Annotated in this window: 9 protein-coding genes and 1 tRNA gene; 5 read left to right on the top strand and 5 right to left on the bottom strand. The window is 73.2% G+C overall.

All coding sequences use genetic code 11. The features are described from left to right. Nucleotides 1–396 (bottom strand): response regulator (locus ABZV94_RS39115; RefSeq protein ID WP_356349438.1); only part of this gene is annotated, 396 nt, incomplete at its 3' end. Nucleotides 397–623: 227 nt separating this feature from the next. On the opposite strand from ABZV94_RS39115, the gene ABZV94_RS39110 reads away from it, so the two are divergent. The 3 genes from ABZV94_RS39110 to ABZV94_RS39100 all read left to right on the top strand — a co-directional run bounded on the left by ABZV94_RS39110 (nucleotide 624) and on the right by ABZV94_RS39100 (nucleotide 2,986). Continuing rightward, nucleotides 624–1,076, top strand: coding sequence for a MerR family transcriptional regulator (locus ABZV94_RS39110; RefSeq protein WP_356349436.1), 453 nt, complete (start codon nucleotides 624–626; stop codon nucleotides 1,074–1,076). Between the two features lie 13 nt (nucleotides 1,077–1,089). Beyond that, on the top strand, nucleotides 1,090–2,157 hold the full coding sequence (locus ABZV94_RS39105; protein WP_356349433.1) for an aldehyde reductase: 1,068 nt from the start codon (nucleotides 1,090–1,092) through the stop codon (nucleotides 2,155–2,157). A gap of 94 nt (nucleotides 2,158–2,251) precedes the next feature. Then, nucleotides 2,252–2,986, top strand: a complete 735-nt coding sequence (locus ABZV94_RS39100; RefSeq protein WP_356349432.1) for an SDR family oxidoreductase — start codon at nucleotides 2,252–2,254, stop codon at nucleotides 2,984–2,986. Nucleotides 2,987–3,125: 139 nt separating this feature from the next. Here ABZV94_RS39100 and ABZV94_RS39095 read toward each other — a convergent pair. Beyond that, nucleotides 3,126–3,199: transfer RNA gene (locus tag ABZV94_RS39095), tRNA-Pro, on the bottom strand. Between the two features lie 45 nt (nucleotides 3,200–3,244). Further along, nucleotides 3,245–4,675, bottom strand: a complete 1,431-nt coding sequence (locus tag ABZV94_RS39090; protein ID WP_356349430.1) for an MFS transporter — start codon at nucleotides 4,673–4,675, stop codon at nucleotides 3,245–3,247. A 243-nt stretch (nucleotides 4,676–4,918) separates the two neighbouring features. Between ABZV94_RS39090 and ABZV94_RS39085 the strand changes: the two genes are divergently transcribed. Continuing rightward, entirely contained in the window at nucleotides 4,919–5,497 is a 579-nt protein-coding gene (locus tag ABZV94_RS39085; protein WP_356349428.1) for a helix-turn-helix domain-containing protein, read from the top strand. Nucleotides 5,498–5,526: 29 nt separating this feature from the next. Here ABZV94_RS39085 and ABZV94_RS39080 read toward each other — a convergent pair whose 3' ends face one another. Continuing rightward, a complete protein-coding gene (locus ABZV94_RS39080; protein ID WP_356349426.1) occupies nucleotides 5,527–6,042 on the bottom strand; it encodes a hypothetical protein in 516 nt (171 codons plus the stop codon). A gap of 132 nt (nucleotides 6,043–6,174) precedes the next feature. Between ABZV94_RS39080 and ABZV94_RS39075 the strand changes: the two genes are divergently transcribed. Next, nucleotides 6,175–6,519, top strand: coding sequence for a cupin domain-containing protein (locus ABZV94_RS39075; RefSeq protein ID WP_356349424.1), 345 nt, complete (start codon nucleotides 6,175–6,177; stop codon nucleotides 6,517–6,519). Between the two features lie 102 nt (nucleotides 6,520–6,621). On the opposite strand, the gene ABZV94_RS39070 is transcribed toward ABZV94_RS39075, so the two are convergent. Beyond that, the coding region (locus ABZV94_RS39070; protein ID WP_356349422.1) for a substrate-binding domain-containing protein at nucleotides 6,622–7,085 on the bottom strand (464 nt) is incomplete at its 5' end.

Raw genomic sequence — 7,085 nt, 5'->3', positions numbered from 1 at the left:
GTCGGCCGCGACCCGTTCGGCGACCCGCCGGACCGCCTCGGCCAGGCGCTCGCGCCGCACCGGCTTGAGCAGGCAGTCGACGGCCCCGAGCCCGGACGCCCGCAGGACGTGCTCCTCGTGCTCCGCGTGCGCGGTGACGAAGACGACCCGGGGCGGCTCGGCGCGACCGGCGAGGAGACGGGCGAGGTCCGGGCCGCCGAGCCCCGCCATGCGGATGTCCAGGAAGACCGCGTCGACGTCCGCCGCGCCCCCGGTCCCCCGCCGGCTCAGCCGCCGCAGCGCCTCCGCCGCTCCGAGGACCCCCTCCGCCGACCGCACCCGGGGATCGGCCCGCAGCAGGAACAGCAGCTCGGCGAGCGCCGGTTCCTCGTCGTCGACGGCCAACACCCGGAGCATGGCGCCTCCCCCAGCGGACGGACGGGGGCCTCGGGCGTGCGGGGTCCCCGTGCAGGAGCACGGTGGGGCGGACCGACGGGTTCAACGGGACGCTCGCCCGGGCGCCGGGAGGCGTCACGCGGCCGGGGAGAGCCACGAAGCGGCACGTCATCGTTCCGGGTGATGTGCACCGCATCACCTCCGCCGCGGTTTGACCTCAAGCGCTTCAAGTGTCGGAGGCTTGCCACATGCCAGGAACCAAGGACCGAGCCGCGGGCCTGACCATCCAGGAGATGGCCCGGCGATCGGGTTTCACCGAGCCCACGCTCCGCTACTACGAGAAGATCGGCCTGCTGGGCAGGGTCGCCCGCGACGAGTCCAGCGGTCATCGCCGCTACGACCCGGCGACCGCGGACCGTGTCGAGGCGCTGGCCTGCCTGCGCTCGGCGGGCATGACCGTCAGCGGAATGCGCCGCTACCTGGATCTGCTCGCGCGGGGCGACTCCGCGGCGGCCGAACAGCGGGATCTGTTCGCCGCACAGGCGGAGAAGCTGGCCGCCGACATCGAGCGGCTTCGGCTCCGCCTGGCGTATCTGCGCGGCAAGGCAGACCTCTGGGACGCCCGGGTCCGTGGGGACGCCGACGCCGAGAAGCAGGCCATCGAGGACGTCACGCGCGTGATGGACCAGTTCACCAACTGAAGGACAGATCAGGATGCACACACAGAAGGCCGGGGCCCGCGCCGCAGAACGCGGGAGGGTGCTCGTCACCGGCGGTACCGGTTTCGTCGGCAGCCACTCGATCGCCCGGCTGGCAGGCGAGGGCTACCGGATCCGAGCGACCGTCCGGGATCCCGGACAGGAGGCCCAGATCCTCGCCGCGCTCCGGCAGGCCGGGATCGACCCCGCGGACCGGCTGGAGTTCGCCGTCGCCGACCTCGGGGCCGACGACGGCTGGACGGAGGCCATGGACGGTGTCCGTCACGTACTGCACCACGCGTCGCCCTTCCCCACCACTCCGCCGAAGACGGAGGACGAAGTCGTCCTCCCTGCCCGTGACGGAGCGCTGCGGGTCCTCTCCGCGGCCCGGAAGGCCGGCGTGCCACGGGTGGTGATGACGTCGTCCTACGCCGCGGTCGGATACACGGTGAAGCCCGACGACCACTACTCGGAGGCGGACTGGACCGACCCGGACACCGAGGGCCTGCCCGCGTACCACAAGTCGAAGGTGCTCGCCGAGCGCGCGGCCTGGGACTACGTCCACACCCACGGGGACATCGAGTTGACGGTCGTCAACCCCACCGGCATCTTCGGTCCCCCACTGGACGACCGGCCCTCGGGCTCCGTCGGCCTGGTCCGGAACATGCTGACCGGGCGCATGCCGGTGGTGCCGGTCATGTACTTCGGCGTCGTCGACGTCCGGGACGTGGTGGACCTGCACCTGCGCGCCATGCTGCGCCCGAAGGCGGCCGGGGAGCGTTTCATCGCCGTCGGCGGACCGTCGGTCAGTCTCTTCGGCATGGCACAGGTCCTGCGCGAGCACTTCCCCGCAGCGGCCGCTCTCCTGCCCTCCGAGGAGCTGACCATCGAGCAGGTGCGCGAGGCCGCGAAGACGCAGCCGGCCCTGCGCGACGCAGCGGCCCTGCGGGGCCGGATCCCCGTCATCAGCAACGAGAAGGCCCGTTCGGTGCTGGGCTGGAAACCCCGGGACGTCGTCGAGACGATCGTGGCGACCGCGGACGGCCTGATCCGACTCGGACTGACCCTGCCGGACGCCGGCTGAGCACAGGTGTGCCCCTGATCACAGGCGGAGGTGTCACGTTGCGGGGGTGCCAGGCCGTCCTCGTCTCGTACACGTCCAGAGGACAGGAGCAGTCATGAAGATCGCGGTCGTCGGGGGCACCGGGCTGGCCGGGCGGTTCGTGGTGGAGGCACTGAGAACTCGCGGACACACGCCCGTGGTGCTCTCACGCGGACAGGGCGTCGACCTGCTGACCGGCTCCGGGCTGGACGCCGCGCTGGCCGGGGCCGGGGCGGTGGTCGACGTCAGCAATGTGATCACCACCCGCAAGTCGGTGTCCGTGGGCTTCTTCGACACGGCGGGGCGGCACCTGGTCGGGGCGGCCGAGCGTGCCGGGGTACGGCACCTCGTGACGCTGTCGATCGTGGGGGTCGACCGGGTCAGGAACCCGTACTACGCGGGCAAGCTGCGGCAGGAGGAGATCGTCCGGAGCGGATCGGTGCCCTGGACGGTACTGCGGGCGACGCAGTTCCACGAGTTCGCGGGTCAGCTGCTCAGCGGCGTGCCCGGGCCGGTCGCGGTCGTACCGGCGGCACGGGTGCAGCCCATCGCCGCACGGGAAGTGGCCGAAGCCCTCGCCGACATCGCCTCCGGAGGGCCACGGGCGATGGCTGCCGAACTCGCCGGGCCCCGGGTGGAGTCGCTGGTCGACATGGCCCGGCGCCTCATCGCCGCGGGCGGCGCGCGCCGGCGCCCGGTCCTGCCCCTGTACGTTCCCGGCGGGATGAGCAGTGGCGGCCTGCTTCCGGCCGGCACCGGCCCCCGTGGCACCCGGAGGTTCGCCGACTGGCTGAGCGAGAGCACCGCGTAAGACCGGCCACCTGCCGTCTCAGCAGCGCGGATCACTTTCACCATCGGACACTTCGGCGGAGCCCGGAACACGATCAAGGGCCCCACCTCACGTGGTGAGGTGGGGCCCTTTGACCCGCGACTGCGAAGCAGAGCTTCCGTCGGGACGACAGGATTTGAACCTGCGACCCCTTGACCCCCAGTCAAGTGCGCTACCAAGCTGCGCCACGTCCCGCCGCGGTCTCACGCGGAGCGTTCCGCGTGATCACGCAGGTCAACCCTACCGCACCTGAGCGGGTGCCCGTGTCGGCCCCGGGACGGCGTCCGGGACGGACGGGCGGCCGGTGCGGCGGACCGGGACGAGGAGGGCGGCGCCGGTCGCGGCCAGGCAGAGGAGGGCGAGCAGGGCCCAGCCGTGGGTGTAGCCGGAGGCGTACGGCAGGCCCGAGGGCTGGAGCCGGCCGGTGACCAGGACGCTGGTCAGCGCGGCACCGATCGAGCCGCCGATGGTGCGGATGTTGGCGTTCATGCCGGTCGCGGCGCCGGTCTGCTCGGCCGGCACGCTGCCCACGATGAGGTTGGCCATCGCGGCGAAGGCGAGGCCGATGCCGAGACCGAACAGGCCCGAGACGACGGCCACCTGCCACTGCTCGTCATGCCACAGGGTGAGGAAGCCGCAGGCCAGCGCGCCGAGTGCGGCGCCCGTGGTGAGCAGCGCCTTGGCACCGACGCGGGGCTCCAGGCGGCCCGAGAGCATGCCGGAGAGGAACATCGCGACGAGCATCGGCAGCATGAGCAGACCGGACGCGGTGACGCTGGCGCCGAAGCCGTAACCGGCCGCGGACGGCGTCTGGACGAAGCCCGGCAGGAAGGACCAGATCGAGTACATGCCGGCGCCGAACAGCAGCGCGGCCGTGTTGGTCGTCCACACCGCGGGCAGCCGCAGCACCCGCAGATCGATGAGCGGGCTGCGGGAGCGGGCCTCGGTCGCCAGCCACACGCCGAACAGGACGACGGCGGCGGCGAACAAACCGAGCACCTTCGCCGAGCCCCAGCCCCACCGCCCGGCCTGGCTCAACGGCAGCAACAGGGCCACCAGCCAGCCGGAGAGCAGCACGGCTCCGCTCCAACTGACCTTGCCCTCCGCCCGCTTGGGCGACTCGGGGACGTAGCGCGCCGCGATCAGCACCGTCGCGGCGACGATCGCCACCGGGATCCAGAACAGCCAGCGGTAGTCGAGCGCGGACACGATCGGACCGGCGGCCACGATGCCGACCCCGCCGCCGGCGGCGATCACGGCGGACAGGTTGCTGATGCTGCCGCTGACCTCACCGGGGGCGAACTCGTCCCGGATGATGCCGAAGGAGAGCGGGAACAGGGCGCCACCGACGCCCTGGACGACCCGGGCGACGATGAGGACGCCGATGTTCGGGGCCAGCGCGGCGACGAGACAGCCCGCGAGGACGGCCAGCAGGACGGCGACGAGGGTCCGCTTCTTGCCGACGAGGTCGCCGACCCGGCCGAGGATCGGGGTGAACACCGAGGCGGACAGCAGATAGGCCGTCATCACCCAGGTGGCGGTGGACTGTGAGGTGTGCAGGGCGTGCTGGACGGTCGGCAGGGCCGGCGCGATCAGCGACTGGAGCATGGAGAACACGCCGGCACCGGTCGCGAGGACCGTGAAGGTGAGGCGGGTGGACGCGCGGGGCATGAAGAAGCCTCTCCGAAATCAGGGACGCGGAGGGAGAACAGGGACGTGGAAGGTGGGTACCGAGTGAGCCGGGCACCGGGGGCGCGGTCGTAGGGGCCGCGCCACGGGTGTGCCCGGAGCCGGCCCCGCGGGCCGCGTCCGGCCACGGCGGAGCCGACCCCGCACTGTTAAAGTGGAGGTACGCCTCCACTGTAGCGGAGGTGGACCTCCGGTTCCAGTCGATTCCCTCCCCGGGAGGCAGCAGTGACGGCCACGCCGTTCCCCGTCAGCGAGATCGTGGCGGCCCGCCGGCCGCACCGTAAGGACGCCGCCCGCAACTACGACGCCCTGATCAGCGCCGCCCGCGAGGCGTTCGCGGAGCACGGCGCCGACGCCTCCCTGGAGGACATCGCCCGCCGCGCGGGCGTCGGCATCGGCACCCTGTACCGGAACTTCCCGACCCGCCGCGACCTCTTCGAGAGCGTCTACGCCGACGAGGTCAACGCCCTGTGCCGGGCGGCCGTCGAGCTCGCGGACCGGGAACCGTGGGAGGCGCTGACGGCCTGGCTGAACCGCTTCGCCGGGTACATGGTCACCAAGCGCGCCGTCCGCGAGGCCCTCGACGGCGAGTCGGACATCTTCCAGTCCTGCCGCGACTCCATGTTCGAGGCCGGCGGCCCCCTGCTGGAGCGCGCGCAGCGGGCCGGCGTCGCCCGGACGGACATGGACTTCGGTGATCTGGTGCGGATGGTCGCCGGGATCACCGCGACGGCGTTCGAGGACGACGCCCAGCGCGACCGGGTCCTCGCCATCGCCCTGGACGGCGTCCGCACGGCCCGCTGATCACAACGTCTCCCCTCGCTGCCCGCCCCCTACTTGATGATCGCGTTGGCCACCACCACCACGACCCCCAGCAGCGCGTCCCCCGTCCCCATGAGGACGGCGGTCGGCCAGCGGCGCCCGGACCAGCGGGCGGTGACGAGGCCGATGCCGAAGAGGATCACGGTGTTGAGGACGAACGCCACGTACTCGACGCCCTTCGCGGGCCACCACCGCCAGTGCGCGCCCGCGAGCAGGAAGACCGTGGGCAGCACGGCCGTGACCAGCGGCCACTCGTTGCGCACGGCGAGCAGGACGTCCCATCGGCCGTGCGGAGCGCGCTCGGCGATGTAGTGGGCGTAGCCGTGGGCGAGGGCGGAGGCGCACGCGGTCACCAGCACCCAGGCCGCGTCATAGCCGCGGACGTCGGCCGACGTGTGCCCGTACTGGGTGAGCGCCGCGACCATCGAGCTGGCGAGGACGGCTCCGTACACCCCGCCGAACAGGACCGTCTCCCGCGTGTCGTGCTGCCGGGGCGGCGCCGGGCGGGCCGCCGTGGAGTCAGCCATGCCCCCACGATCACCCTGCCCCGGCGCCCCCGCCAGCCGGCGCGGCCCCCGACGAAGTGTCCTGCGACCAGGCCCGATGCCCCACACCCTGTCCACGGCGGTACGGCTCGCGCGGCGACTACGGTCGGCCGCATGACGCACAGCTTCGCGCTCCACATCCCCGACGCCGCCCTCGCACCCGAGCCCCTGGACCCGGAGCAGATCGTCTCCGGGACGCCCGAGGTGACCGGGAAGGTGGTCTGGGAGTCGGCGGACGGCCGGCAGCTCCGCGGGATCTGGCAGATCACCCCGGGCGTGGTCACGGACACGGAGGCGGACGAGCTGTTCGTGGTGATCAGCGGCTCGGCCACCATCGCGATCGAGGGCGGGCCGACGCTGACGGTGGGGCCCGGCGACATGGCGGTGCTCCGCGCGGGCGACCGCACGACGTGGACCGTGCACGAGACGCTGCGCAAGGCCTACGCGATCACCCTGTGAGGCCGCCCTCTGACGGCGGTGGCCCCGGTGAGGGCCGTGGCACCCGGTGAGAGCCGTCCCGCCCACGAGGCTCCCATGCGACCCACCCCCAGCGCGGCCCCGTCACCCCGCGAGGCCCTCCCCAGGCGCCCCCGTCGTCCCCCGGATCTCCAGCGTCGGGGCGGCCAGCCGCACCCGCCCCTCGCCGCCCGGCCGCTCGAAGCGGTCCAGAAGGCAGCGGGCGGCGCGGCGGCCCACCTCGTGCGGGGCGGTGTCGACGGTGGTCAGCCACAGGTGCCGCAGCCGGGAGATGCCGGTGTTGTCGTACCCGGTCACCGACAGGTCGCCCGGCACCCGCAGCCCCAGTTCACCGGCCGCCGACAGCGTGCCCACCGCGGCCATGTCGTTGACGGCGACGAGCGCCGTGGGCCGCTCGGGGCGGCTGAGCAGGCGGACGGTTCCGCGGTAGCCGCCCTCCTCGGTCAGGTCGCCGGGCTCGACGAGCGGTTCGGCGCCGCGGGCCCGCATCGCCGCCTCGAAGCCCCGCCGGCGCAGCGCGCCGACGGCGCCGTGGCCGGCGAGGTGGG

This window comes from Streptomyces sp. NPDC004658 (genome assembly GCF_040609555.1).
GTDB lineage: Bacteria > Actinomycetota > Actinomycetes > Streptomycetales > Streptomycetaceae > Streptomyces.
This window is presented reverse-complemented; position numbering and strand designations above follow the sequence as displayed.